The following is a 25,999-nucleotide window of genomic DNA, read 5'->3' on the forward strand; positions in this document are numbered from 1 at the left end:
CCATCTCCGTCTGCGGCTGTCCGCGTTGGTTGCGCAGATTATCCCGCGGCGCCGTCTTTCGAAAGAGCCCGTGCACTGAACCCCTGTTCCCCAAAACGAAAAAGGCGCGATTTCTCGCGCCTTCGTTTCCTTGTGACCGGTTAATCGGGTCAAGCTGATTCAAGCCACCCTGCGAACGTCGTTTGGATCGCCGCTCGCTTCAGCGTCGGCATCGCCGGCCACGCCGTCGACCGTGCCAGCCGCGCGCTGCCGCTCGGCAAACGCGTCGCCGATCATCAGCAGGCTCGGCTGCGCCGGGTCCAGCCACGGCTGTGCGTCGCCGGCCGCAAGCTCTTCGAGCGTCAGCGTCAGCGTGCGCTCGCGCGGCGTGCTGCACGCCTCGACGATCGCCACCGGCGTCACCGGTGCACGCCCCGCGTCGATCAGCTGTTGCGCGATTTCAGGCGCGCTGTCGCGCCCCATATAGAACACCAGCGAATCGGCATTCACCTGCTCGCGGATCGCTTCGGTATCGGCCGCGCGGCTGTGCGTGGCGAGCGCGACGCTGCGCGACACACCGCGCAGCGTCAGCGAACGCTGCAGCGACGCGGCGCCCGCGAGTGCCGCCGTAATGCCCGGCACGATTTCATATTCGATGCCGGCGGCTTCGAGCGCGCGCATCTCTTCATCGGCGCGGCCGAACAGCATCGGATCGCCGCCTTTCAACCGCACGACGACATCATGCTCGCGCGCCGCATCGACAATCTGCTTGTTGATAAAGTGCTGCGCGGTCGAGCGCTGACCGCAGCGCTTGCCGACCGCGATCTTGCGCGCACGCGGCGCGTGTTCGAGCATCTCCGGCTCGATCAGCGCATCGTGCAGCACGACATCGGCGATGCCCAGCAAGCGTGCGCCGCGCACCGTAACGAGGTCCGCCGCGCCAGGCCCTGCACCGATCAGATACACCTTACCCATTTGCTCCCGCTCCGTTGATTCGACTCATGTGAAATCGCTTGTGCACACCGGCTCGCGCGCTTTCACTGCGCCGACGCGAGCCTCTCAGGCAGAAAACGCACGAATCATGCCCGCGGCAACCGTGTGATGCGTCGCCTCGTCGATCAGCACAAATGCGCCGGTGCCCGGGTGCGTATCATACTCGTCGCAGACAAGCGGCTTTTGCAGCGTCAGCGACACGCGGCCGATATCGTTCATCGTCAGCTCGTGACGGTCGATCGCGTGCGACAGCGTATGCACGTCGAGCACCTGCTGGATCGCGCCGACGCGCGCGAACACCGTATTGGCGGTCTGCTTCAGCAAATATTTGCGCTGCGTCGACAGCGGCGCGTCGTCGAACCAGCACAGGTCCGCTTCGAGCTTCTTCGCCGGCTGCGGCGCGTCGCCCGCGAGCACGAACGTATCGCCGCGCGACACGTCGACATCCTGCTCGAGACGGATCGTCACGGTTTGCCCGGCGAACGCGCGGTCCACTTGCGCGGTGCCGCCCGGCACCGGCGCGATAATCTCTGCGACCGTCGCTTCACGATTGGCCGGCAGCACGACGATCGTGTCGCCGACCTTCACCTCGCCCGATTCGACACGGCCCATATAGCCGCGGAAATCGTCGGCCTGGCTGCCGTCCTGGCGCGCGACCCACTGCACCGGAAAGCGCAGCGCCGCATTGCTGGCAATTTCAACCGGCAGCGCTTCGAGCACATCGAGCAGCGGCTCGCCCGCGTACCACGGCATGCGCTCGCTCGCCGTCACAATGTTGTCGCCCTTCAACGCCGAGACCGGCACGAAACGCACATTGGCGAGACCGAGCTGGCGCGCAAGTTCGACATACGCGTCACGAATCTCGTTGAAGCGCGTTTCGCTGAAGTCGACCAGGTCCATCTTGTTGATCGCGACGATCACATGCTGCAAACCGAGCAGCTTGACGATCGCGCTATGACGCTTGGTTTGCGGCAGCAATTGCGCGGCGCCGTCGACGAACGTCACGCGCGTCGCGTCGACCAGAATGATCGCCGCATGCGCGGTCGATGCGCCGGTCACCATATTGCGCGTGTACTGCTCGTGCCCCGGCGTATCGGCGATGATGAACTTGCGCTTCGCGGTCGCGAAGTAACGGTACGCAACGTCAATCGTAATGCCCTGCTCGCGCTCGGCTTCGAGCCCGTCGGTCAGCAGCGACAGATCGATTTCGTCGCCGACCGTGCGCTTGTTCTTCGCGCGCGACAGCGCCGACAACTGATCGGACAGCACCGCCTTGCTGTCGTACAGCAGGCGGCCGATCAACGTGCTCTTGCCGTCGTCGACGCTGCCGGCCGTGATGAAACGCAGCACGCCGAGGTCTTGCGGTTGATGAATGCTCATGACTGTCTTACCTCGTGTGCTTCAGAAATAACCTTGCTTCTTGCGCTGTTCCATCGCGGCCTCGGAGGTCTGATCGTCCATCCGCGTCGCACCGCGTTCGGTGATCTCGGTCACCGCCGTTTCAGCGATGATCTTCTCCAGCGTATCCGCATCGCTTGCGACCGGGCACGTGCAGCTGATGTCGCCGACGGTACGGAAGCGCACCAGCGCCTGTTCGCTTGTCTCGCCGTCACGCATCGGCGTGAGCGGCGTGACCGGCACCAGCAGGCCGTTGCGGCGCACGATTTCGCGGTAGTGCGCGTAATAGATCGACGGCAGTTCGAGCTGCTCGCGCGCGATGTATTGCCACACGTCGAGCTCGGTCCAGTTCGAAATCGGGAACACGCGCAGATGCTCGCCCTGATGCAGGCGTGCGTTGAACAGGCTCCACAGTTCCGGGCGCTGCGCCTTCGGATCCCACTGGCCGAATTCGTCGCGGAACGAGAAGATCCGCTCTTTCGCGCGCGCCTTTTCTTCGTCGCGGCGCGCGCCGCCGATCATCGCGGTGTAGCCGTACTGCTCGATCGTTTCAAGCAGCGTCACCGCCTGCACGGCGTTGCGCGAATCGGTCTCGCGACGCAGCCGCACGGTGCCGCGCTTGATCGAATCCTCGACATGGCCGACCACCAGCTCCGCGCCGATTTCCTTCGCACGGCGATCGCGGAAGTCGATCACTTCCTCGTAGTTGTGACCGGTGTCGATATGCACAAGCGGAAACGGCAGCACGGTCTTGCGGTTCGCGCCGAGGCCAAACGCCTTCAGCGCGAGATGCAACACCACCACCGAGTCCTTGCCGCCCGAGAACAGCAGCGCGGGCTTGCTGCATTCGGCCACGAGTTCGCGCAGGATATGGATCGACTCGGCCTCGAGCCAGTCGAGGTGGTCCATCCGGTTGCCCTTGTTCGGAAGCGGTGCGGTCACAGTCGGTTCGAGCGTCGTGCTCATAGTTCGGGTCCTTCGTTGATTCATCTGGCGAGCGGCGCGGCCAGCTCGCGATATCGATAAGACAGGGCGGCGATCGGCGCGGCTGGCGGCGGTCACGCGGATGCGTTTTCGGTGCTCACCGCGATCGGAATGGTCGTGATGTGCAGCCCGCATTCCTTAGTATCGCGCGATTCCCACCACCAGCGCCCGGCCCGGCTATCTTCGCCCGGCCGGACGGCCCGCGTACAGGGTTCGCAGCCGATGCTCGGGTAGCCGCGCGCATGCAGTGGATTGACCGGCACGTCGAACGCGCCGAGGTAGGCCCAGACGTCGGCTTCCGTCCAGTCGGCCAGTGGGTTGAACTTGGCCACGTTGCGGGCGGCGTCGTGCTCTTCCTCGTGCAGTTCCGCGCGCGTCACCGACTGCTCGCGGCGCTGGCCCGTCACCCATGCGCTCACGCCCGCGAGCGCGCGGTTCAGCGGCTCGACCTTGCGGATTTCGCAGCAGCGCTTGCGCAGGTCGATGCTTTCGTAAAACGCGTTCAGGCCGTGCGCATTCACATACTCGTCGACGGCGGCTGCCTGCGGGTGGTACTGCTCAATCTCATAGCCGTAGCGCTCGCGCACGCGATCGAACATGCCGAGCGTTTCCGCATGCAGGCGGCCCGTATTCAGCGAGAAGATGCCGATCTTCACGCCGCGCGACAGGATGGCGTGTGTGAGCAACATGTCTTCCGCGGCGAGGCTACTCGCAAACTTCACGTTCGCGTGGCGCGCCGCGATCGAATCGAGCAGCGCATCGAGCCGCTCGATCTTCGCGGCCAGTTCCGGCGCCACGTTGTGCACGTCGCTCATGCCGAAACCTTTTGCGCTGCGACGGCTTCACGACGGCGGAACAGCGGCTGCGGCTCGTCGAATGCGCCCTGGTACTGCACCGTGAACTCGGTAAACGCCTTCAATGCGTCGTGGATGTCTTTGTCCGCACGAAGCGCATACGCGTTGAAGCCGCAGCGCTCGTAAAAGCGCAACTGGTCGCGCAGCACGTCGCCGATCGCACGAATCTCACCCTTGTAGCCATAACGCTCGCGCAACAGGCGCGCAATGCTGTAGCCGCGGCCGTCGCGAAACACCGGGAAATCGACCGCGATCAGCGCGACCTTGTCGAAATCGCCGACGATATCCGCCGGTTCGCTGTCGGCTGCAAGCCACACGCCGACGTTGGCCGCACCATGCGCAGCCGTCAACGCGTCGCGCGATGCCTGCCACAGCGCGAGCGGCACGATCACTTTGCCGGCCGGCAATGCGTCCACCGCGGGCAGCGCGCCGTCTTCCGCCGCGCGCACGACCGTCCAGTCATCGTTGACGATCGCGCGGTCCTTGATAATCGAAGCCATCTGCAGAATTCCTTGTCTGGCAAACCGTGGGCAACTAAGCCGGTTTTACGCGTGAGCGGGTTGGCGCGAGGCGTACACGCGCTCCTTGAACGGTGCGATGCCGATGCGGTTGTACGTGTCGATAAAGCGCTCACCGTCGAGGCGTTGATCGACGAACGTATCGATCACTTTCGCGACCACGTCCGGCATTTCCTCAGCCGAAAACGACGGGCCGATCACGCGGCCCAGACGCGCGCCTTCAGCGCCCGAACCCTGCTCGCCGCCGAGCGACACCTGGTACCACTCGGAGCCGTCCTTGTCGACGCCCAACACGCCGATATTGCCAATGTGATGGTGCCCGCACGAGTTCATGCAGCCCGAAATATTCAGCGACACTTCGCCGAGGTCGTACACGAAGTCGAGGTCGTCGAAGCGCTGCTGGATTGCCTGCGCGATCGGAATCGACTTCGCATTCGCGAGCGAGCAGAAATCGCCGCCCGGGCACGCGATGATGTCGGTCAGCAAGCCCAGGTTCGGCGTTGCGAACCCGTGCGCCTTCGCCTTTTCCCACAGCGCGTACAGGTCGCGCTTCTTCACGTTCGCGAGAATCAGGTTCTGCTCGTGCGACACGCGGATTTCACCCAGCGAGAATTCGTCGGCAAGATCGGCGACCGCGTCCATCTGCGCGTCGGTCGCATCGCCCGGCGCGACGCCGTGCGGCTTGAGCGACAGCGTCACAGCCGCATAGCCCGCCACGCGGTGCGGCCGCACGTTGCGTTCGACCCAGCGCGCGAACCCGCGGCTGTCGAGCAGATGCTTCTCGAAGCTCGGATCGGTGCCCGGCAGCTTGTCGTACTGCGGCGGCGCGAAGAATTGCGACACGCGGTCCACTTCGGCTTGCGTGAGCGTCGACGGGCCGTCCTTCAGGTGCTGCCACTCTTCTTCCACCTGCTGCGCGAACTTCTCCGGCGACAGCGCCTTCACGAGAATCTTGATGCGCGCCTTGTACAGGTTGTCGCGGCGGCCGTAGCGGTTGTACACGCGCAGCACGGCTTCGCAATACGTGAGCAGATGCTGCCACGGCAGGTTTTCGCGGATGATCGCGCCGATGATCGGCGTCCGGCCGAGGCCGCCGCCCGCGAGGATGCTCGCGACCACTTCGCCGTCGGCGTTCTTCGACAGATACACGCCGAGGTCGTGAATCTGCACGGCCGCGCGGTCTTCCTTCGAACCGGACACGGCGATCTTGAACTTGCGCGGCAGCCACGCGAATTCCGGGTGGAACGTCGACCACTGACGCAGAATCTCGGCCCACGGGCGCGGATCGATCGCCTCATCGGGCGCGATGCCGGCGAAATGGTCGGCGGTGATATTGCGGATGCAGTTGCCCGACGTCTGGATGCCGTGCATCTGCACGGACGCGAGCTTGCGCAGAATTTCCGGCGTTTCCTCGAGCTCGACCCAGTTGAACTGGATGTTCGTACGCGTCGAGAAATGGCCGTATCCGCGATCGTGCTCGCGCGCGATGGTCGCGAGCATCCGCATCTGGTCGCTGCGCAGATTGCCGTACGGAATCGCGATCCGATGCATATAGGCATGGCGCTGCATATACAGGCCGTTCTGCAGGCGCAGCGGACGAAACTCTTCTTCGCTCAATTCGCCCGACAGCCGGCGGCGAACCTGGTCGGCGTACTGCGCGACGCGTTCGTCAACGATGGTCTGGTCGTACTGATCGTATTGATACATTCGGGGACCCCAATTTTCGTTTGTCTCAACCCACGCAGCGTTCCGGTTACGCTACGCGATGGAGATCACTGATCGTTCCATTAGAGAAGCAAGTCAGATGCACGACGTTAGACCCGCTTGTGATTTGCTAATGACGAAAAGAGATATCCATATTGGAAAAGTTGGAGAAATCGTAATAAACTCGCCTTATATTTCAAACGACTAAAAAATTCTGTTGATATGCCGCGAGGTTATAAATGAACCTGCACCAATTCCGTTTCGTCCGGGAAGCCGTGCGACAGAACTTCAACCTGACCGAGGCGGCCAAGGCGCTGTATACGAGCCAGCCGGGCGTCTCGAAGGCCATCATCGAGCTGGAGGACGAGCTCGGCGTGGAGATCTTCACGCGGCACGGCAAGCGCGTGCGCTCGATGACCGAGCCCGGGCACATCATTCTTGCGTCGATCGAGCGGATCTTGCAGGAAGTCGAGAGCCTGAAGCGGATCGGCAAGGATTACGCCGCGCAGGATCAGGGCAATCTGGTGATCGCCGCGACGCACACGCAGGCGCGCTACTCGCTGCCCGCGGCGATCGCCGAATTCAAGAAACGCTACCCGAAAGTGCACCTTTCAATTTTGCAAGGCAGCCCGAGCCAGGTCGCGGAAATGGTGATCCACGACCAGGCGGACCTCGCGATTGCCACCGAAGGCCTCTCAAATTACAAAGAGCTGGTCACACTGCCATGCTTCACGTGGCACCACGTGGCGGTGATGCACGACGACCACCCGTTGCTCGAGCGCAAGCTGCTGTCGCTCGATGACCTGTCGCAATACCCGCTGATCACCTACGAAAACGCATTTGCCGGCCGCACGAAGATCAACGACGCGTTCCGGCTGCGCGGCCTGCACCCGGACATCGTGCTCGAGGCGATCGACGCGGACGTGATCAAGACTTACGTCGAACTGGGGCTGGGGGTCGGCATCATGGCGGATATCGCGTTCAACCCGGAACGCGACCGCCATTTGCGCGCAATGCCGGTCGGGCATCTGTTCGGCAGCAATGTGACGCGCGTCGGGCTCAAGCAAGGGGCTTACTTGCGCGGTTATGTCTACACATTGGTCGAGCTGCTGTCGCCGAGCATGAACCGCAAGCTGATCGAACAGGCGTTGAAGGGCGAAAGCGAATCGTACGAGCTTTGATTCGATGCGCGATCGCTTAAAGTAGACGTCTTTCCTCGCCCTATCCCATCCGCGTTTCGCGTCCTGACTATGCGCACCACCCGAGCCACCTACGCCGTCGAACGCCTGAAGACCCGCAGCGGCAATCCGCGCTATGCGGCCGTCGCGCTGTCCGGCGGGTTGTTCTATCTGGTCGACCGTTCGAGCGGCGCCGATCAGAAGGTATCCGCGCCGCTGCCGCTCGATGAGTTCGTGAAGTTCGTCGACGAATTCGGACCGCAGAAGCCGCGCAAGGCCAGCAAGCTCGATCTGGCGTTCGAAGAGCAGATCAGGAAGAGCAAAAGCTGAGCGGCTGATTGTTCAGGCGCCGCGCGGCCGCACCGCGCGGGTTCGGCGTTCGCGTCCAAAACACCCGCTCAAATCTCACGCCACTGCCCGCCAGCCGCACTGCTCGCCAGCATGGCATCGATAAACCGCAATCCGGCGACCCCATCGTCGACGGTGGTCAACAAGCGGCTTTCCGGCGGCGCCGGCCGGCCCGCATCGAGTGCTTCGATCTGCAGCGCGGCGTCTTTGTACAACTGCGCGAATGCCTCGAGATACCCTTCCGGATGCCCCGGCGGCACACGCGTCGCATGCGCGGCGGCCACACCCTTTACCCGCCCGCGCGTCAAGCGCTGCGCAGCGCCGCCAAGCGGCGTGAACCACAGTTCGTTCGGCTCTTCCTGGTCGAACGCAATGCCGGCGCGCGTGCCGTACACGCGCAGGCGCAGTGCATTCTCCGCGCCGCCCGCGACCTGGCTTGCCCACAGCATCCCGCGCGCGCCGTTCGCATAGCGCAGCATCGCCTGCACGTGATCGTCGACCCGGCGACCCGGCACGAACGTATGCACGTCGGCCGCGAGCGCAGCCGGCAGCATGCCGCTGATAAACCCCGCGAGGTGATACGCATGCGTGCCGATATCGCCGAGGCAGCCGGCCGGGCCGGACAGCTTCGGGTCGGTGCGCCATGCCGCCTGCTTGTTCGTGCCGCTCTGCTCGATCGGTTCCGCAAGCCAGTCCTGCGCGTATTCGACCTGCACGACGCGAATCTCGCCGAGTTCGCCCGCCTCGATCAGTTCGCGCGCATGCCGCACCATCGGATAGCCCGAGTACGTGTGCGTCAACGCAAAGAGCCGCTGCTTGTCGCGTGCGAGCCGCGCGAGCGCCTCGCCCTCCGCGAGCGATACCGCGAGCGGCTTGTCGCAGATCACATGAATGCCGGCTTCGAGAAACGCTGTCGCCACCGGCGCATGCAGATGATTCGGCGTGACGATCGCGACCGCGTCGATGCCGTCGTCGAGCGCGCTTTCCGCACGCGCCATCTCGCGCCAGTCCGCATAGCTGCGCGCGATATTCGCTTCGGCGGCGCTGTCCTGCGCGCGCTGCGGGTCCGACGACAGCGCGCCCGCGACGACCTCGAAGCGGTCGTCAAGACGCGCGGCGATCCGGTGGACCGCGCCGATAAACGCGCCCTGTCCGCCGCCGACCATTCCGAGTTTCAGTCTCGTTGCCATCGCGTACTGCTCCTTTAGATGCGGCGCACACGTTGCGCGCGCAACCGGATGATCAAAGCCCGAGCACCCGCCGCAACTGCGCACTGTCCACGCCGCTTTCCGCGAAATCATCGAACGCATGGTCCGCGACGCGAATGATGTGCCGCTTGATGAACTCCGCGCCTTCGCGCGCGCCGTCTTGCGGATGCTTGAGCGCGCACTCCCATTCGAGCACCGCCCAGCCCGGGTAATCATACTGGGCCATCTTCGAGAAGATCGCGCCGAAATCGACCTGCCCGTCACCCAGCGAGCGGAAGCGCCCCGCGCGGTCGACCCAGCCGCTGTAGCCCCCGTACACGCCTTGCCGCCCGGTCGGACGAAATTCCGCGTCCTTCACGTGAAAGGCCTTGATGCGCGGATGATAGATATCGATAAACGCCAGATAGTCGAGTTGCTGCAACACGTAGTGGCTCGGATCGAACAGAATGTTCGCGCGCGGATGGTCATTCACCGTCGCGAGAAATCGCTCGAACGTGACGCCGTCGTGCAGGTCCTCGCCCGGATGCAGTTCGTAGCAGACGTCGACGCCCGCTTCGTCGAATGCATCGAGAATCGGTTTCCAGCGGCGCGCGAGTTCATCGAATGCCGCTTCGACGAGGCCCGCCGGACGCTGCGGCCACGGGTAAATATACGGCCAAGCGAGCGCGCCCGAAAACGTCACATGCGTGTTCAACCCCAAACGTTGCGATGCCTTCGCCGCGAGCTTCAACTGCGCGATCGCCCATTCGGTGCGCGCCTGCGGATTGCCGCGCACCTGCGGCGCGGCAAAGCCGTCGAACAGCAAGTCGTAAGCAGGATGCACGGCAACCAGTTGCCCTTGCAGATGCGTCGCGAGTTCCGTCACCGTCACGCCCGCATCGGCGGCGACGCCGAGCCATTCATCGCAATACGTCTGACTCGCCGCCGCCTGCTCGATATCGATCAGCTGCGGCGCGACCGGCACCTGAATGCCTTTGAAGCCGAGCCCCGCAGCCCAGTCGGCCAGATGCGCGAAGTTGTCGAACGGCGGGTCTTCCCCGATGAACTGCGCGAGGAAAATCGCCGGTCCCTTGATGGTCTTCATCATGCCCCTCCGTCAATGGTCGAGCCCACATGGCGCAGTACGCTGCATGCTGCGCCGTGCGCGGATGCAAGAACCTGTTCACACGCGTAACAGGCGTTAGAACGGCGAGTCCGGGAAGTAGAACTGCTGCGCGTTTTCCTTCGTGATCAGCACCGACGGAATGATCGTCGTCGCAGGCAGCTTGTCGCCCTTCAGCCGCGCTTCGGCCGTCAGCTTGATCGCGTCGTAGATAAACTTCGGCGAGTACGACACATCCGCCTTGATCAACGGCGCGCCGTCCATCACATTCTTCACCATGCCTTTGGAGCCCGCGCCGCCGAATACGATCTTGATGTCGGTGCGTTTGGCCTGATCGATCGCCTTCATCACGCCGACCGCCATATCGTCGTCGGAGGCCCACACCGCGTCGATATGCTTGAAGCGCGTCAGGTAGTCCTGCATCACTTTGAACGCATCGTCGCGGTTCCAGTTCGCGTACTTGGCATCGAGAATCTTGATGTTCGGATACTGCTTCATCACCGACGTGAACGCGGTCCACCGTTCGTTGTCGAGCGTGGTCGGAATGCCGCGCAGCGCAACGATGTCGCCCTTGCCGTCGAGCGCCTTCGCCAGATATTCGGCGGGAATCTTGCCGAATGCGGTGTTGTCGCCCGCCACGTACGCGTCCTGCGCGCTGGTGTCGGTCAGGCCGCGGTCCACCACGGTCACGTACACGCCCTTCTTCTTCACCTGCGCGACCGGCTGCGTCAGCGACGCGGATTCCTGCGGGAAGATCACGAGCGCGTTGATCTTGTTCACCGTCACGAGGTCCTGCAACTGATTGGCCTGCTCAGGCGCGCTCGCCGCGGTCTTCACGATGATCTTCAGGTCCGGATGTTCTTTCTCGAGATCCGTTTTCGCCTTGTTCGCCCACCAGACGATGCCGCCGGTGAAGCCGTGATCCGCCGTCGGAATCGACACGCCCAGTATGACCTTGTCGTCGGCGCGCGCGGCGCCTGCCGTGATGCCCAGCATCGTGAGCGCCAGCATGCCGGCGCCGACCGCTCGTATGACGTGTTTCATGGTGTTGTCTCCTGATTTGTGCGGGCGCCGTCTGCACGTTGTTGGCATGGGGGCGCCCGGATTTCGTTGTCGAACGACCGAAACGACCGCGACGTGCCGCTTGTCGCGTTGCTGCTCTGCCTTCCTCCCTGCTTGCTTCCCCTACATCACCTCACGACTGTTGAAACTCACGCGCCGTTGAAACGCTGCCGCAGCCCTGACACGACACGCGCGCTAACGCCGTCCACGCTGCAAAAACGCGACGACAATAATCACGACGCCCTGCACCGCCGCGTTCAGATACACACTGATGATGCTGGTGAGATTCAGGATGTTCGCAATCACCGACAGCAAGACCGCACCGATCACGGTACCGACCACACGCCCCTCGCCGCCCTTGAGCGCGGTGCCGCCGACCACCACCGCCGCGATCGCTTCGAGCTCCCACAGGAGGCCGGTAGTCGGCGTTGCCGAACCGAGCCGCGGCACGTACAGCACGGTCGCGACGCCGACGCACACGCCGAGCAGCACGTACGTGACGATCTTCACGGTATCGACGCGAATCGCCGCATAGCGCGCGACCTGCTCGTTCGAACCGATCGCCTGCACATGGCGGCCGAACGCCGTGCGGTTGAGAATCAGCACGCCGCCCGCCGCGACCACCAGAAACACCCAGATCGGCACCGGTACACCGAGCAGGCTCGCGTAATAAACCGGGCCGTACAGATCGGAGAGATTGTTGTCGAGCGTCAACGCACCGCCATCGGCGAGCCATGTGAGCACCGCGCGGAAAATACCGAGCGTGCCGAGCGTGACGATAAACGGTTCGATGCGCCCTTTCGTGATCAGCAACCCATGCGCGCAGCCGAACAGCGCGCCGAGCACGAGCGCGCAAACGATGCCGATCGTCACGATCGCGAGCGGCGCCAGCGTGTGCGCCGCCGCGCTGCCGGCGAGCCCGTTCATCAGCCAGATCATGACGCCCGCGATCAGCGCGGCCATCGAGCCGACCGACAGATCGATGCCGCCCGAGATGATCACAAAGGTCATGCCGACCGCGATGATGCCGATAAACGACGTGCGCGTAAGCACGTTCATCATGTTGTCGACGGTAGCGAAGTCGCGGTTCAGCAGCGTGCCCGCGATGCACAGCGCGATCAGGCCCGCGAGCGGACCGAAGCCGTACAGCACGTGCGCGATGCGCATCGCACGCGGCGTCGGCGCGGTGGTGTCAGTGGGTGCCGGTCGCATGAGCGATCAACTCCTCTTCGGTCAGATGGTCGAGGCCGAGTGTCGCCTGCAGCTTGCCCGTGCGCATCACGGCGACGCGGTGGCACAGGCCGATCAGTTCGATCAGTTCGGACGAGATCACGATCACCGCGCGCCCTTCCGACGCGAGCCGGTGAATCAGGAAGTAAATGTCGCGCTTCGCGCCGATGTCGACGCCGCGCGTCGGTTCGTCGAGCACGATCACGTCGGGGTTCGGCTGCAAAAACTTCGCGAGCGCGAGCTTCTGCTGGTTGCCGCCCGACAGCATCCGCGCGCGACTGTTCAGGTCGCCGGTGCGAATGCCGAATTCGCGCACTGCTTCGGTCAGCGCGGCGCGGCCCGCTTTCAGGTCGAGCAGCGGATGCGCATAGCGCTCGAGCGTCATCAGCGTCAGGTTGTCCTGCAGGCTCATGCTCACATGCAGGCCCTTGCCCTTGCGGTCTTCGCTCAGATACGTGAGGCCGCGGCGCATCGCGTCGCGCGGGCTTTTCAGATCCGCGCGGCGGCCGGCGATCTCGATGCGGCCCGCGCTGCGTTTGCGCAGCCCGATGATCGCTTCGAACGCTTCGGTGCGGCCCGCGCCGACGAGGCCCGCAAAGCCGAATACTTCGCCGGCGCGCACCTCGAAGCTCAGGGTGTCGACCCAGTCCGGCACGCTCAGGTCTTCGACACGCAACGCGACCGGCGCATCGGCCGCGACCGGCGCCTTGTCCGGGAACATATCGGAGAGCTCGCGGCCGACCATCAGATTCGCCATCTGCTGTCGCGCGAGCGCCGCGGTTTCGCTGCGCGCGACAAAGCGGCCGTCGCGCATCACGATCACTTCGTCCGTAATGCGCTCGACTTCATCGAGCTTGTGCGAGATATAGATAATCGTCACGCCGTCCGCCTTGAGCCTCGCCATCAGCGCGAACAGGCGCTCGGTTTCGGAAGGCGTGAGCGACGCGGTCGGTTCGTCCATGATCAACAGACGCGCGCGCCGCGACAACGCCTTCGCGATCTCCACCATCTGCTTTTCCGCGACGATCAGGTCGCGCACCTTCGTGTCCGGATGCTTCGACAAACCGACCTGCGCGAGATAGCGCTTCGCGTCGGCGCGCATCGCGGCATCGTCGAGCAGCAGGCCGCGGCGCTTTTCGTGGCCGAGGTACATGTTCTGCGCGATCGTCAGATGCTCGGCCAGATTGAATTCCTGGTGGATCAGCACGATGCCGGCCGCTTCGGCCGCCCGCGAGCCGTCGAAGTGCTGCGGTGCGCCGTCGACGAGCACCTCGCCCGAACTCGCGTGCTCGTAGCCGGCGAGGATTTTCATCAGCGTCGACTTGCCCGCGCCGTTCTCGCCGAGCAGCCCGTAGATGCGGCCCGGCGCGAGTTCGAAGCTCACGCCGTGCAGCACGCGCACCGGGCCGAAGTCTTTGCGGATGTCGTCGAAACGGACGGCGAGGCTCATCGTGGCGGCGCTCCGGCGGCGGGCTTCATGCGCTGCCGCGCACGATCAACCGGTGCGGCAACAACACGCCCGGCACATTCGCGCTGCGGTTCGCGAGACGTTTCAACAGTTGCCGCGCGGCCGTTTCGCCGAGTTCGCGCATCGGCTGCGCGATGGTCGTGAGCGGCGGGTCGATTTGCGCGGCGAGCGAGATGTCGTCGAAGCCGACCACGGCGACGTCGTCCGGCACGCGCTTGCCGACGCTGCGCAGGCCTTTGATCACGCCGATCGCGAGCGTGTCCGACACCGCGAAGATCGCCGTCGGCGGGTCGGCCTGCGCCATCAGGCTGGCGGCGGCGAACGCGCCCGCTTCGTAGTCGAGGCTGTCCAGATGCATGCGCCAGCGTGGATCGGGCGCAATGCCGGCGTTATGCAGCGCATCCTGATAGCCGCGCTCGCGCTGCTGCGCGTACAGGTAGCCGTCGCCCGAGTTGATCAGCGCAATGCGCGTATGGCCGCGCGACAGCAGATGCAGCACCGCGTCGCCGGCCGCGCGGTAGTTGTCGATGCCGACATACGGCACGCCGACGTCCGCATCGAACTCGCAGCACGCGACCCACGGCAGTGTGTGCAGTTCTTCGGACAGCGCCTGCTGCGCGGCGGCCGGGTCGAGGCAGATCGCGCCGTCCGCGCGGCGCCGGCGCAGCATCTCGAAGTAGCTGCGTTCGCGGCCCGGGTCGGCGCCGGTGTCGCACAACAACATGAAATAGCCATGTTGGCGTGCGACACTGTCGATGCCGCGCACGATGTCCGCGTAGAACGGATTGCCGAAGTTCGGCACCATCGTCAGCAGCAGACGGCTTTCGGCGGTGCGCAGATTGCGCGCCAGTTCGTTGACGCGATAGCCGCTGGTCTCGATCGCGGCGAGCACCCGCTCGCGGGTTTCCGCGCGCACGTTCGAATGGCCGTTCAGCACGCGCGACACGGTTGCGACCGAGACGCCGGCCTGCTCGGCGACGTCGTCGATCGAGATGTCCTTCGATACGCCAGGCGATGCGCGCGACCGGCTCGACGGCGAGTTCGACGATGCGCCGGCCAGGTGATGCGGATCGTGCGGCGACGGTCTTGACACGGATAGATCTCCTCGCGATGTAATCGATTACATTGTAATGGTATATTTTTGACTCGGCCGCGACAAATCGCAAGAACGATAGCGTAGGGATTTATACCGAGCGCGTTGGGCGCAACACCGCTCGGCTCGCGCCGGCGGGTGCGGCTCGCAGGCCGTCCCAGGCGGGCGAAACAGCGAGGCAAAGCAGCGGCCGACGCGCCGGACCGCGTGCGGCGCAAACGGCCGGTTTGATACAATCGCAGGGTTCTCCCGTAGCGGTCCGCGCGTCGGGCGCGGCCTTCGCCGGCATTCCAACCACACACCGCAGAACGAACATCATGAACATCGAGCAAGCGCGCTTCAACATGATCGAACAGCAGATTCGCCCCTGGGACGTGCTCGACCAGGACGTGCTGAACCTGCTGTCCATCGTCAAGCGTGAGAATTTCGTCCCCGCCGCGTACCGCCAACTGGCATTTGCCGATCTGGAAATTCCGCTGCCGGCCGGCCAGCACATGCTGGCGCCGCGCGTCGAAGCGCGCGTGCTGCAGGAACTCGCGGTGAAAAAGCACGAGAGCGTACTCGAGATCGGCGCCGGTTCCGGCTATATGGCCGCGCTGCTCGCGCATCGCAGCCAGCATGTGCTGACCGTCGAGATCGAGCCGGAACTGGCCGAACTCGCGAAGGCAAACCTCGCGAACAACGGCGTGCTCAACGCCGAAGTCGTGACCGGCGACGCTGCGCGCGGCTGGGCCGGCGCCGCGCCGTACGATGTGATCTGCGTGTCAGGCGGCTTGCCGGTTCTGCCGCAGGAAATTCTTGAACAGTTGAAGGTGGGCGGCCGCCTCGCCGCTTTCGTCGGCACGCTGCCGGTCATGAAGGCGCAGATCATCACGCGCGTCGACGAAAAGCAGTTCCGCGTCGCCGACGTGTTCGAAACTGTCGTCGAGCCGCTCACGAATGCGGTGCAGCCGCCGCGCTTCAAGTTCTGAGCGACGCTTGATCAAGCGCCGCAGCCTGAACCCAACCGGATTGTCTGATGCAAAACCTGTCTGCCCCTGCTCTTGCCGAATGGCTTGCTGATCAATCGCGTGCCGCGCCGGTGGTGCTCGACGTGCGCGAGCCGTGGGAAATCGAAACCGCGAAGATCGCCGGCAGCGTGTCGATTCCGATGCGCGAGATACCGGCGCGCAGCGAAGAACTCGACGATGAAGCGCCGGTCGTCTGCGTCTGCCATCATGGCGCGCGCAGCGCGCAGGTCGCGATGTTCCTCGAATCGCGCGGCCATACGAATGTGTTCAATCTGCAAGGCGGGATTGATGCGTGGTCGCGGCAGGTGGATCCTTCGGTGCCGACTTATTGAGCTTGCGAGTCGAGTGTTGCGAAAAGCGCCGGTCAGTTTCACATTGACCGGCGCTTTTTTTCGCTGCTGCGTTCTGATGTGTTGCGCTGCATTCTGCTGTGTTGCGCCGCGCCCAGCCGTCTGATGCGCATTTGCGTTTCTGGACTGCTCGCGCTTCTGATACTTCTGCCTCGCATGCAACTGATGCGGTTTCCTCGTATCGATTCTGAAATTTCGTAAGCCATCCTGATCGCATCGTCTGGCACCATGCTCCGACCTTTTTCCGGAGCCTGATCTGTGACCCGACACCTCTCGACTGCAGCCTGCGCGGTCGCCGCACTGCTGCTATTGCCCAGCGTGTCGCACGCGACACTCGGCGGCAAGCCATCCAATTCCATCGCTGTGCCGCTTGCCGCGAATCAACCTGTCGCGCGCGACGCGGCAGCGCAAGCGCCGACATCGAACCGGTCTTACACGACGCACAGCACGCATACCGCCGATGGCGTCACGGTGCACGAATACGCGACACGCAGTGGCGTCGTATTCGCGGTCACGTGGAGCGGCCCGGTGCGCCCGGATATGACCGCACTGCTCGGCAGCTACTTCCCGAACTTCGCTTCGGCGGCGCGCCGCGGCAAGCGCGGTACCGGACCGCTTATCGAGCGCAGCGGCGATTTGCAAGTCGAATCGATCGGCTATCAAGGACAGTTCATCGGCAAAGCCTGGGTGCCGCGGCTCGTGCCTGCGCAAGTCGATGTCGGCGATCTGGAGTGAGACCGGCCATGTTCGAGACGAGGAAACAGATGAGGATGAAACGATTCAGCGGCACGTTGTGCGCGGCGGCGTTTGCCGCTGTGGTGCTTTCCGCTTGCGGCGGCGGTTCGAGCGATGGGTCTGATACGCAGTCGTGGCTGGGCAAGCCGGGCGCGGTGGTCAGCGATACGGCTGGCGGTGGAAAGGCCAACGCGACGACGAGCGGCACGGGGTCGACGCAGAGCGCGGGGGCGTCAGGAAGCGGGACGTCGGGGCGGAATGGTTCGGGCGGTGGCAGCTCTTCGGGTAGTAGCTCTTCGGGTAGCGGCTCTTCGGGCAGTAGCTCTTCGGGCAGTGGCTCTTCGGGCAGTAGCGCTTCGGGCAGTGGCTCTTCGGGCAGTGGCTCTTCGGGCAGTGGCTCTTCGGGCAGTGGCTCTTCGGGCAGTGGCTCTTCGGGCAGCGGCTCTTCGGGCAGCGGCTCTTCGGGCAGCGGCTCTTCGGGCAGCGGCTCTTCGGGCAGCGGCTCTTCGGGCAGCGGCTCTTCGGGCAGCGGCTCTTCGGGCAGTGGCTCTTCGGGCGGAAGCTCCTCCAGCACCGACACCCCACCCGCGACCGCATCGAACATCGCATCGATCGTCGTTGACAACACGCTCGGCGTGACCGTGAACCAGCCCTACGTCACGGTCAAGCTATGCCCGCCGAACACGCAAAGCGACGCCGCATGCGCGACAGTCGACCACATGCTGCTCGACACCGGTTCAATCGGCGTGCGCGTATTCGCCAATGCACTGGGCGCGACGCTGACCGCGCGCCTGCCGCAGCAAACCGGCGCGTCGAATGACACGAGCGGCACCGCACCGCTCGCACAATGCGCACTCTTCGGCTCCGGCTATTTGTGGGGATCGCTGCGCCGCGCGGACGTCACGATCGGCGGCATGACCGCGCGCGACATCCCGGTGCATATCGTCGGCGACGCCGCGTATGCATCGACGCCGGCCGACTGCGAATCACGCGGCGTCGCGGACCTCGGTACGATCGACGCGCTCGGCGCGAAAGGCATCGTCGGCATCGGTCATCGCGTGCGCGACTTCCCGCAGGCCGCGCAAACGCCGCTTGCCGCAACCTACTACTACTGCGCGAGCACAACCTCATGCAACGCCGCAAGCGTGCCGCTCGATCGGCAGACGATCAACCCGGTCGCCGGATTCGCAACGGACAACAACGGCACGATCATCCGGCTGCCCGCGTTACCGCCCGATGGCCAGGCGAGTGCGACCGGAGAATTGATCTTTGGCATCGGCACACGCGCCAACAACGCGCTGCCGGCCAACGCAAAAATCCTCGCCGTCAGCGAGCAAGGCACGCTCACAACGCTCTACGCGAACCGTTCGGTACCGGGCATCGTCGACAGCGGCACAAATGGCCTGCTATTCCGCGATACGTCGATCCCAACCGGCGTGAACGACTGGTATGCCCCGCAGAACACGATGAATCTCTCCGCGACGATGATGTCGACCATCGGTTTGCAAGCGTCGGTGCCGTTCTCGATCGCGAATGCCGAACATCTGTTCGAAGCCGGCTATGCGGCGCATGACAATCTCGGCGCGCTGTCGCTGTCGTCGAATGTGTTTGTCTGGGGCTTGCCGTTCTATTTCGGACGCAGCGTGTATACGCTGCTGAGCGGCGCGCAGGCGGGCGGCAAAACAGGACCGTTTGTCGCGTTCTGAGCTGAAGCGTTTTAGAGTCGCGCTTTTTGAAGTCACGCTTCAGACAGCGCTCAACAGCCGCCTCGCAAATGAAACGCGGCGGCGCGGACCGCAACGGCAACGCCTGCCGCACGACCCGCCCCGCCGCATCGCCGCGCTAACAACGCGCGGGCTCAATCCACTTCCTTCAACACCTCCCCCACCGTCCTGAAGAGCTCCACAATCTGTTCCTCTTCAATAATGAGCGGCGGCGAAAACGCGAGAATATCGCCGGCAGTACGCACCAGCACACCCTTCTGGAAGCAGCGCACGAACGTGTCGTATGCGCGCGTGCCCGGCGCGCCGTCACGCGACGCGAGCTCGATGCCGCCGATCAACCCGAGGTTGCGGATGTCGATCACATGCCGCGTGCCGCGCAGCGCATGAATCGCTTCCTCGAACACCGGCGCCATCTTCGCGGCGCGCGCGAACAGCTGCTCGCGTTCGTACAGGTCGATCGTCGCGCACGCGGCGGCCGCCGCGATCGGATGCCCCGAATACGTGTACCCGTGAAACAGCTCGATACCCGCCGGCGCGCCGTTGATGATCCCATCGTGAATGCGGTCGCTCGCGGCCACCGCGCCCATCGGCGCCGCCGCGTTGTTGGTGCCCTTCGCCATCGTCAGCAGGTCCGGCGTCACGTTGAAGTACTGCGCGGCGAACGGCGTACCCAGACGCCCCCAGCCGGTAATCACTTCGTCGAAAATCAGCAGGATGCCGTGCTTGTCGCAGATCTCGCGCAGCCGCTGCAAATAGCCCTGCGGCGGAATCAGCACGCCCGTCGAACCGGCCACCGGTTCGACGATCACCGCCGCGATCGTCGACGCGTCGTGCAGCGTGACGAGCCGCTCGAGTTCATCGGCCAGATGCGCGCCCCATGCAGGCTGCCCTTTCGAATACGCCGCTTCCTTGATGTTCAGCGTATGCGGCAGATGATCGACCCCCGGCAGCATCGCGCCCGAATAGGCCTTGCGGTTCGCCGGAATGCCGCCGACCGACGTGCCGCCAAAGCCGACGCCGTGATACGCACGCTCGCGGCCGATAAAACGCGTGCGCTGTCCTTCGCCGCGCGCGCGGTGATACGCGAGCGCGATCTTCAGCGCGGTATCGACCGCTTCCGAGCCGGAGTTCACCAAAAAGATGTGCTTCAGATCGCCAGGTGTGTGCTTCGCGATTTTCGTCGCGGCTTCGAACGCTTTCGGATGGCCCATCTGGAAGGTCGGCGCGAAGTCCATCTCGGCCGCCTGCTCCTGCACCGCGGCGACGATCTCATCGCGGCAATGGCCCGCGTTCACGCACCATAGCCCCGCTGTGCCGTCGAGAATGCGCCGTCCGTCATTGGACGTGTAGTACATCCCCTTGGCCTTCGAAAGCAGCCGCGGCGCGCTCTTGAACTGCCGGTTCGCAGTAAAGGGCATCCAGAAAGCGGACAGGTCGAGCGTACTGGCAGCGCGGTCGTTCATGCGAGTCTCCTCGTGTTCGGTGATTGTTGCGGTGAATTGGGCCTTGTTGAGAGTCTCAGTGTAAGCAGCGGCACGCCGGTGCACAACCTCGCGGCGGTGCTGCACCGATCGGGCGCGCCGCGCCGGAGGGCCGTGACCCGCGTGCTTCGTTGCGGCGCGGCACGCACCGCAACGAAGCACGCGCTGCGCCGATGCACCGCTTTAGCCCTTATGACGCATCGAACGCGACCCGCCGATGCTCATGCGCACCCGCATCGCAGCGCCCGCCGAGCCCCTTCAGTGCTGCTTTGCAGCGTTGGCATATGCCTTGCAGTAACGAGCACGGCCAGTCATGCACTACGCAAGCTTTGAGTCGGTCTGCAGCCTCGCTCGGTCGCCGGGGCGCTACGCCGCCGCGACACCCAAAAACACTCACCATCCATGACAAGGGGTAGCACATGAAACGTCGCAGTCTTCTGAAGCTCGGCTCGATGTCGGGCGCGCTCGCGCTCGCGGGCAAGGTGCCGTTTGCGAACGCGCAGACGAATAGCGGACCGATCAAGGTCGGCATCCTGCATTCGCTGTCGGGCACGATGGCGATTTCGGAGACGTCGCTGAAAGACACCGCGTTGATGACGATTTCCGACATCAACAAGAGCGGCGGCGTGATGGGCCGGCAGATCCAGCCGGTGGTCGTCGACCCGGCGTCGAACTGGCCGCTGTTCGCCGAGAAAGCCCGCCAGTTGCTGACGCAGGACAAGGTGGCCTGCGTCTTCGGCTGCTGGACCTCCGTGTCGCGCAAGTCCGTGCTGCCCGTATTCGAAGAGCTGAACGGCCTGCTCTATTACCCGGTGCAGTACGAAGGCGAAGAGATGTCGCGCAACGTGTTCTATACCGGCGCCGCGCCGAACCAGCAGGCGATTCCCGCCGTGGAGTACCTGATGAGCAGCGAAGGCGGCGGCGCGAAGCGCTTCTTCCTGCTTGGCACCGACTATGTGTACCCGCGTACGACGAACAAGATCTTGCGCGCGTTCCTGCACTCGAAAGGCGTGCAGGATGCCGACATCCAGGAGGTCTACACGCCGTTCGGCCATAGCGACTATCAAACCATCGTCGCGAACATCAAGACCTTCTCGCAAGGCGGCAAGACCACCGTCGTGTCGACCATCAACGGCGATTCGAACGTGCCGTTCTACAAGGAGCTCGGCAACCAGGGGCTGAAGGCGACCGACGTGCCGGTCGTCGCGTTCTCGGTCGGCGAGGAAGAGCTGCGCGGCATCGATACCAAGCCGCTGGTCGGACACCTTGCCGCGTGGAACTACTTCATGTCGGTGAAAGGCCCGAACAACACGTCGTTCAAGGAAGAGTTCGCGTCGTATGTGAAGGCGCAGAGCCTGCCGGGCGGCGCGAAGCGCGTGACGAACGATCCGATGGAAGCGACCTTCGTCGGCATCCATATGTGGAAGCAGGCGGTCGAGAAAGCGAAGAGCACCGACGTCGACAAGGTGCGCGTCGCGATGATCGGCCAGAAGTTCGCCGCGCCGTCGGGCTTCACGCTCGAGATGGACGGCAATCACCATCTGCACAAGCCGGTGATGATCGGCGAGATTCGCGGCGACGGCCAGTTCAATGTGGTGTGGAAAACCAAGACCGCGGTTCGCGCGCAGCCGTGGAGTCCGTATATCGCGGGCAACGAGAGCAAGCCGGACGTGGTCAGCTCGATCCCGTCGTTCCTGCGGCGCGCGCGCGTCGCGTAAGCGCGCCCCGCTTCGCTGCATGCTCTGCCCAACGTGCAGCGAGGCTCGTGCAAGTGAAGTGAAGTCAAGCCATACCCTGTAGCACGCGGCCTCGGACCGACCATTCGAGGCCGCCGACATGCCTGCCGCTTTCCTCTTCAAAGGCCATCATGGCGTTCTCCTTCTCCAGACTGGCGCGGCGCGGCTCGAGCGCCGCGCGCTTTTTCTCCGTCGCGGCTGCGTTCGCGATGCTGACGTCATTGCTCGCGGCGCCGCACGCGTTCGCGCTCACCACCGCCGACGTCGCGCCGCTGGCCGGCGATGACTTCGACGCGAAGTCCGCCGCGATCGACAAGCTGATCGCGATGCACGACGCGCCATCGCTCGCGCTTTTGAAAGCACTCTCCGAAGACAACGCGCTCGCCACCGACGCCGGCGCCGTGCTGATCCAGTCGGCCGAAGGCGGCGACACCGCGCGCGACGCGGTCACCGGCAAGCCGGCCGCCGCCGGCGATGCGCAGCCCATTACGCTGAACAACCTGCTGCGCTCGAAAGTCGCGGGCGCATTATCGGGCTTGCAGCTCGCCTCGCCCGATCTCGACACGCGGCGCGCCGCGATCGCCGCGCTATTGAAAAGCCCCGACATCGCGATGAAACCGATGATCGACGCGGCACGCGCGAAGGAAACCGACCCGGCGCTGAAACGCCGCCTCGACGTACTGTGGGCGATGACCGCGCTGCATGACCCCGACGCCGCGAAGCGGCTCGAAGCGGTGCAACTGGTCGCCGCGCGGCACGATCTCGAGATGAACGAACTGCTGCGCCCGATCGTTGCGAAAAAGCCGGACGGCAGCTTTGTCGAAGCCGACCCGCGTGTGCGCGCGGCCGCGCAGCAAGGCATCGACGCACTCGATACGATCCAGCGCCGCAGCGAAATTGCCGGCACGCTGTTCGCGGGGCTGTCGCTCGGCAGCGTGCTGCTGCTCGCCGCGCTGGGCCTCGCCATCACGTACGGCCTGATCGGCGTGATCAATATGGCGCACGGCGAATTCCTGATGATCGGTGCGTACGCAACCTATGTGGTGCAAAACCTGATGCAGCACTATGCACCTGGTGCATTCGACTGGTATCCGCTGCTCGCGATCCCCGCGTCGTTCGCCGCCGCCGCGGCGGTCGGCATCGTGCTCGAACGGCTCGTGCTGAAGCACCTGTACGGCCGCCCGCTCGAAACGCTGCTGACCACCTTCGGCGTCAGCCTGATCCTCATTCAAGCGACGCGGATGATGTTCGGCGCGCAGAACGTGCAGGTCGTGAACCCGTCTTGGATGAGCGGCGGCGTGACCGTGATGCAGAACCTGATCCTGCCGTACAACCGGCTCGCCATTCTTGCATTCTCGCTGATCGTGGTCGGCATCGCGTGGACCGTGCTGACGAAGACGCGCCTCGGCCTGTTCGTGCGCGCGGTCACGCAGAACCGCCGGATGGCCGCGTGCGTCGGTGTGAAGACCGCGCGCGTCGATTCCTATGCGTTCGCGTTCGGCGCGGGCATCGCGGGCCTGGGCGGCTGCGCGCTGTCGCAGATCGGCAATGTGGGCCCCGACCTCGGTCAGAGCTACATCATCGATTCGTTTATGGCGGTCGTGCTGGGCGGTGTCGGGCAACTGGCAGGCACCGTGCTCGGCGGCTTCGGTCTCGGTCTCGTCAGCAAGGCGATCGAGCCGTTCTGGGGCGCGGTGCTCGCGAAGATCGCGGTGCTCGTGCTGATCGTGCTGTTTATCCAGAAGCGTCCGCAGGGCATGTTCGCCTTGAAGGGCCGCAGCGCGGAGGCCTGAGATGACATCCGCTACTTCCTCTCCCACCGCCGTCGACGCACGCGGCGCGACCAGCGACGAAAACCGCGCGGATCTTGCCGGCTTCGCACTCGGCTTGCCGCCGCGCCCCGCTCTGCTGTCGCGGCGCGCGTGGCAGGCGCTGCTTGCGCTGATTATCGTAATCGGGCTCGGTGTGCCGTTCTCCGCGCTTGTGCTGCCCGAAACCAGTGCGTTCCATCTGTCCGCGTATGCGATGACGATCGCCGGCAAATTCATGTGCTATGCGATCGCCGCGCTCGCGCTCGATCTGGTCTGGGGCTATTGCGGCATTCTGAGCCTGGGGCACGGGCTCTTCTTCGCGCTCGGCGGTTACGCGATCGGCATGTACCTGATGCGCGCAATCGGCCACGACGGCAAGTACGGCAGCGATCTGCCCGACTTCATGGTGTTTCTCGACTGGCATCAACTGCCGTGGTACTGGCAAGGCACACAGCATCTCGCGTATGCGCTGCTGCTGGTCGTGCTCGCGCCGGCGGTCGTCGCATGGGTGTTCGGCTTCTTCACGTTCCGCTCGCGCGTGAAAGGCGTATACCTGTCGATCATCACGCAGGCGATGACGTTCGCCGCGATGCTGCTCTTCTATCGCAACGAAACCGGCTTCGGCGGCAACAACGGCTTTACCGACTTCAAGCGCATCGCCGGCTTTCCGATCACGCATCCGGGCACGCGCACAGTGCTGCTGCTAATGACCTTCGCGGTGCTCGTGCTCACGTTTATCGGCGCGCGCGCGATCGTCACGTCGAAGCTTGGCCGCGTGGTCACCGCGGTGCGCGACGGCGAAACGCGGCTGATGTTCCTCGGCTACAGCCCGCTCGCGTACAAGCTGTTCGTGTGGACCGTCTCGGCGGTGCTGTGCGGCATCGCGGGCGCGCTGTATGTGCCGCAGGTCGGCATCATCAATCCGGGCGAGATGTCGCCGGGCAATTCGATCGAAATGGCGATCTGGGTCGCGGTCGGCGGACGCGGCACGCTGATCGGCCCGATCCTCGGCGCATTCGCGGTGAATGGCGCGAAGAGCTTCTTTACCGCGTACTTCGCCGAATACTGGCTGTTCTTTCTCGGCCTGATTTTCGTGCTGGTGCCGCTGCTGCTGCCGAACGGCATCATGGGGCTGATCACGCTCGCGATGCGCAAAAAGAACCGCCACTAAGGACCGCAGATGAGCCACTACGTATACGAAGCGGACGCGATCGACGAGCGCGCGCTCTCCGGCGTCGCCGGCATGGGCCACGTCGCGACGCCCGGCGAGATCGACATTTCGCACGGCACGATTCTGTATCTCGAAGACGTCACCGTCAGCTTCGACGGTTTTCGCGCGCTGAACAAACTGACGCTGTCGATCGACGCGGGCGAGTTGCGCTGCATTATCGGCCCGAACGGCGCCGGCAAGACGACGATGATGGATGTGATCACCGGCAAGACCGAGCCCGATTCGGGCAAGGTGTTTCTCGGCCAGACCATCGACCTCACGCGGATGAACGAGCCGGAGATTGTGCGCGTCGGCATCGGCCGCAAGTTCCAGAAGCCGACCGTGTTCGAGCAGCATCCGGTGTGGGAAAACCTCGAACTCGCGATGAAAACCGACAAAGGCTGGCTCGCATCGCTGCGCGCGCGGCTCGATCGCGCGGCGCAAGCGCGCATCGAGGAAACCCTCGCGCTGCTGCGTCTCGAAGGCGAAGCGCGGCGGCCGGCCGGCGAACTGTCGCACGGGCAGAAGCAGCGGCTCGAGATCGGCATGCTGCTGATGCAGCAACCGGCCTTGCTGCTGCTCGACGAACCGGCGGCCGGCATGACCGATGAAGAAACGATGCAGCTCGCGGACCTGTTGAATCACCTGCGCGGCACCTGCTCGATGATGGTGGTCGAGCACGATATGGAGTTCGTCGCCGCGCTGGCCGGCGAGACGGGCGCGGTCACCGTGATGGCCGAAGGCAGCGTGCTCGCGCACGGCACGCTCGACACCGTGAAAAACGACCCGACCGTGATCGAGTCGTACCTTGGACGCTGAACCG

Annotated in this window: 24 protein-coding genes; 10 read left to right on the top strand and 14 right to left on the bottom strand. The window is 64.4% G+C overall.

Translation table 11 applies throughout. The features are described from left to right. Window positions 1-159: 159 nt before the first annotated feature. The 6 genes from cobA to HV675_RS10680 all read right to left on the bottom strand — a co-directional run bounded on the left by cobA (window position 160) and on the right by HV675_RS10680 (window position 6,433). Window positions 160-954 carry a uroporphyrinogen-III C-methyltransferase gene (cobA, locus tag HV675_RS10655; protein WP_175110865.1) on the bottom strand — a complete coding sequence of 265 codons (795 nt, stop codon included), beginning with the start codon at window positions 952-954 and terminating at the stop codon, window positions 160-162. Window positions 955-1,038: 84 nt separating this feature from the next. Beyond that, entirely contained in the window at window positions 1,039-2,352 is a 1,314-nt protein-coding gene (locus tag HV675_RS10660) for a sulfate adenylyltransferase subunit 1 (RefSeq protein ID WP_175110866.1), read from the bottom strand. Between the two features lie 21 nt (window positions 2,353-2,373). Continuing rightward, window positions 2,374-3,336: a sulfate adenylyltransferase subunit CysD gene (cysD, locus tag HV675_RS10665; protein WP_175110867.1), complete on the bottom strand. Its 963-nt coding sequence runs from the start codon at window positions 3,334-3,336 to the stop codon at window positions 2,374-2,376. 92 nt (window positions 3,337-3,428) lie between these two features. Next, entirely contained in the window at window positions 3,429-4,169 is a 741-nt protein-coding gene (locus tag HV675_RS10670) for a phosphoadenylyl-sulfate reductase (protein ID WP_175110868.1), read from the bottom strand. Continuing rightward, the gene (locus HV675_RS10675) at window positions 4,166-4,708 is read right to left on the bottom strand and encodes a DUF934 domain-containing protein (RefSeq protein ID WP_175110869.1); all 543 of its coding nucleotides are present in this window, start codon (window positions 4,706-4,708) and stop codon (window positions 4,166-4,168) included. The genes HV675_RS10670 and HV675_RS10675 overlap by 4 nt, the downstream gene beginning before the upstream one ends. 45 nt (window positions 4,709-4,753) lie before the next feature. Further along, entirely contained in the window at window positions 4,754-6,433 is a 1,680-nt protein-coding gene (locus tag HV675_RS10680; protein ID WP_175110870.1) for a nitrite/sulfite reductase, read from the bottom strand. A 236-nt stretch (window positions 6,434-6,669) separates the two neighbouring features. On the opposite strand from HV675_RS10680, the gene HV675_RS10685 reads away from it, so the two are divergent. Together HV675_RS10685 and HV675_RS10690 are read left to right on the top strand one after the other, a co-directional pair. Next, complete coding sequence (locus HV675_RS10685; RefSeq protein WP_175110871.1) at window positions 6,670-7,611, top strand: CysB family HTH-type transcriptional regulator; 942 nt, start codon at window positions 6,670-6,672, stop codon at window positions 7,609-7,611. A gap of 69 nt (window positions 7,612-7,680) precedes the next feature. Continuing rightward, a complete protein-coding gene (locus HV675_RS10690) occupies window positions 7,681-7,938 on the top strand; it encodes a hypothetical protein (protein WP_175110872.1) in 258 nt (85 codons plus the stop codon). A gap of 68 nt (window positions 7,939-8,006) precedes the next feature. Here HV675_RS10690 and HV675_RS10695 read toward each other — a convergent pair whose 3' ends face one another. The 6 genes from HV675_RS10695 to HV675_RS10720 form a co-directional block, all read right to left on the bottom strand. Further along, window positions 8,007-9,146 (bottom strand): Gfo/Idh/MocA family protein, encoded by a 1,140-nt coding sequence (locus HV675_RS10695; RefSeq protein WP_246270175.1) that lies wholly within the window; start codon window positions 9,144-9,146, stop codon window positions 8,007-8,009. 52 nt (window positions 9,147-9,198) lie between these two features. Next, window positions 9,199-10,248 carry a sugar phosphate isomerase/epimerase family protein gene (locus tag HV675_RS10700; RefSeq protein WP_175110873.1) on the bottom strand — a complete coding sequence of 350 codons (1,050 nt, stop codon included), beginning with the start codon at window positions 10,246-10,248 and terminating at the stop codon, window positions 9,199-9,201. Between the two features lie 96 nt (window positions 10,249-10,344). Further along, on the bottom strand, window positions 10,345-11,310 hold the full coding sequence (locus HV675_RS10705; protein ID WP_175110874.1) for a substrate-binding domain-containing protein: 966 nt from the start codon (window positions 11,308-11,310) through the stop codon (window positions 10,345-10,347). 213 nt (window positions 11,311-11,523) lie between these two features. Beyond that, the gene (locus HV675_RS10710) at window positions 11,524-12,540 is read right to left on the bottom strand and encodes an ABC transporter permease (protein ID WP_175110875.1); all 1,017 of its coding nucleotides are present in this window, start codon (window positions 12,538-12,540) and stop codon (window positions 11,524-11,526) included. Further along, the gene (locus HV675_RS10715; RefSeq protein WP_175110876.1) at window positions 12,521-14,008 is read right to left on the bottom strand and encodes a sugar ABC transporter ATP-binding protein; all 1,488 of its coding nucleotides are present in this window, start codon (window positions 14,006-14,008) and stop codon (window positions 12,521-12,523) included. The genes HV675_RS10710 and HV675_RS10715 overlap by 20 nt, the downstream gene beginning before the upstream one ends. A gap of 25 nt (window positions 14,009-14,033) precedes the next feature. Then, the gene (locus HV675_RS10720; protein ID WP_246270180.1) at window positions 14,034-15,020 is read right to left on the bottom strand and encodes a LacI family DNA-binding transcriptional regulator; all 987 of its coding nucleotides are present in this window, start codon (window positions 15,018-15,020) and stop codon (window positions 14,034-14,036) included. 416 nt (window positions 15,021-15,436) lie between these two features. Here HV675_RS10720 and HV675_RS10725 point away from each other — a divergent pair, with 416 nt between their 5' ends. From HV675_RS10725 to HV675_RS10735, 3 genes are all read left to right on the top strand, one after another. Next, window positions 15,437-16,090: a protein-L-isoaspartate O-methyltransferase family protein gene (locus tag HV675_RS10725; protein WP_175110878.1), complete on the top strand. Its 654-nt coding sequence runs from the start codon at window positions 15,437-15,439 to the stop codon at window positions 16,088-16,090. A gap of 47 nt (window positions 16,091-16,137) precedes the next feature. Further along, window positions 16,138-16,461, top strand: a complete 324-nt coding sequence (locus HV675_RS10730) for a rhodanese-like domain-containing protein (protein ID WP_175110879.1) — start codon at window positions 16,138-16,140, stop codon at window positions 16,459-16,461. 276 nt (window positions 16,462-16,737) lie between these two features. Further along, the gene (locus HV675_RS10735; protein WP_175110880.1) at window positions 16,738-17,214 is read left to right on the top strand and encodes a DUF2844 domain-containing protein; all 477 of its coding nucleotides are present in this window, start codon (window positions 16,738-16,740) and stop codon (window positions 17,212-17,214) included. On the opposite strand, the gene HV675_RS32425 is transcribed toward HV675_RS10735, so the two are convergent. Beyond that, the gene (locus HV675_RS32425; protein WP_175110796.1) at window positions 17,150-17,839 is read right to left on the bottom strand and encodes a hypothetical protein; all 690 of its coding nucleotides are present in this window, start codon (window positions 17,837-17,839) and stop codon (window positions 17,150-17,152) included. The two genes, HV675_RS10735 and HV675_RS32425, sit on opposite strands and share 65 nt — an antisense overlap. Window positions 17,840-17,855: 16 nt before the next feature. On the opposite strand from HV675_RS32425, the gene HV675_RS32430 reads away from it, so the two are divergent. Next, window positions 17,856-18,920 carry a DUF3443 domain-containing protein gene (locus tag HV675_RS32430; protein ID WP_246270176.1) on the top strand — a complete coding sequence of 355 codons (1,065 nt, stop codon included), beginning with the start codon at window positions 17,856-17,858 and terminating at the stop codon, window positions 18,918-18,920. Between the two features lie 152 nt (window positions 18,921-19,072). On the opposite strand, the gene aptA is transcribed toward HV675_RS32430, so the two are convergent. Next, window positions 19,073-20,401, bottom strand: a complete 1,329-nt coding sequence (aptA, locus tag HV675_RS10750) for an omega-aminotransferase AptA (RefSeq protein ID WP_175110881.1) — start codon at window positions 20,399-20,401, stop codon at window positions 19,073-19,075. A gap of 437 nt (window positions 20,402-20,838) precedes the next feature. On the opposite strand from aptA, the gene urtA reads away from it, so the two are divergent. The 4 genes from urtA (at window position 20,839) to urtD (ending at window position 25,995) form a co-directional block, all read left to right on the top strand. Beyond that, window positions 20,839-22,137 carry an urea ABC transporter substrate-binding protein gene (urtA, locus tag HV675_RS10755; RefSeq protein ID WP_175110882.1) on the top strand — a complete coding sequence of 433 codons (1,299 nt, stop codon included), beginning with the start codon at window positions 20,839-20,841 and terminating at the stop codon, window positions 22,135-22,137. Window positions 22,138-22,286: 149 nt separating this feature from the next. Beyond that, on the top strand, window positions 22,287-23,948 hold the full coding sequence (gene urtB, locus HV675_RS10760) for an urea ABC transporter permease subunit UrtB (RefSeq protein WP_175110883.1): 1,662 nt from the start codon (window positions 22,287-22,289) through the stop codon (window positions 23,946-23,948). A 1-nt stretch (window position 23,949) separates the two neighbouring features. Further along, entirely contained in the window at window positions 23,950-25,137 is a 1,188-nt protein-coding gene (urtC, locus tag HV675_RS10765; protein WP_175110884.1) for an urea ABC transporter permease subunit UrtC, read from the top strand. 9 nt (window positions 25,138-25,146) lie between these two features. Then, on the top strand, window positions 25,147-25,995 hold the full coding sequence (gene urtD / locus HV675_RS10770; protein WP_175110885.1) for an urea ABC transporter ATP-binding protein UrtD: 849 nt from the start codon (window positions 25,147-25,149) through the stop codon (window positions 25,993-25,995). Window positions 25,996-25,999 lie beyond the last annotated feature (4 nt).

The sequence above is a fragment of the Paraburkholderia solisilvae genome (assembly GCF_902859875.1).
GTDB classification, from domain to species: domain Bacteria; phylum Pseudomonadota; class Gammaproteobacteria; order Burkholderiales; family Burkholderiaceae; genus Paraburkholderia; species Paraburkholderia solisilvae.